This is a genomic window from Halorubrum sp. SP3 (assembly GCF_005435195.1).
Taxonomy (GTDB): domain Archaea; phylum Halobacteriota; class Halobacteria; order Halobacteriales; family Haloferacaceae; genus Halorubrum; species Halorubrum sodomense.
In genome coordinates this window covers 1-206 of the sequence record NZ_SGTU01000867.1, presented here as the reverse complement: position 1 = coordinate 206, position 206 = coordinate 1, and the positions used below count along the sequence as shown (strand labels likewise).

The 206-nt window shown below is 63.1% G+C and carries 1 protein-coding gene; it reads left to right on the top strand.

Translation table 11 applies throughout. The annotated features are described in order from the left end of the window. Positions 1-206: hypothetical protein (locus EXE42_RS18435; RefSeq protein WP_137707165.1), on the top strand; the 206-nt coding region annotated here is incomplete at both ends.

The following is a 206-nucleotide window of genomic DNA, read 5'->3' as shown; positions in this document are numbered from 1 at the left end:
ATCACCGACGCGGGCCTGCGCTTTCTTCAGGCGGTGTACTCCGCCCACCAAGGCCAGTACGACCCTGAGTTGGAGTACGACATCACCCGCGACAGCATGCGCCGGCTCCAAGAGTATGTCGGCATCGACGACGCGGAGCTCGATGAGCTCCGTGAAGCCGGGCTGGTGAGACGGGACTGCCGGTACCCACACATTCTGTACACGGT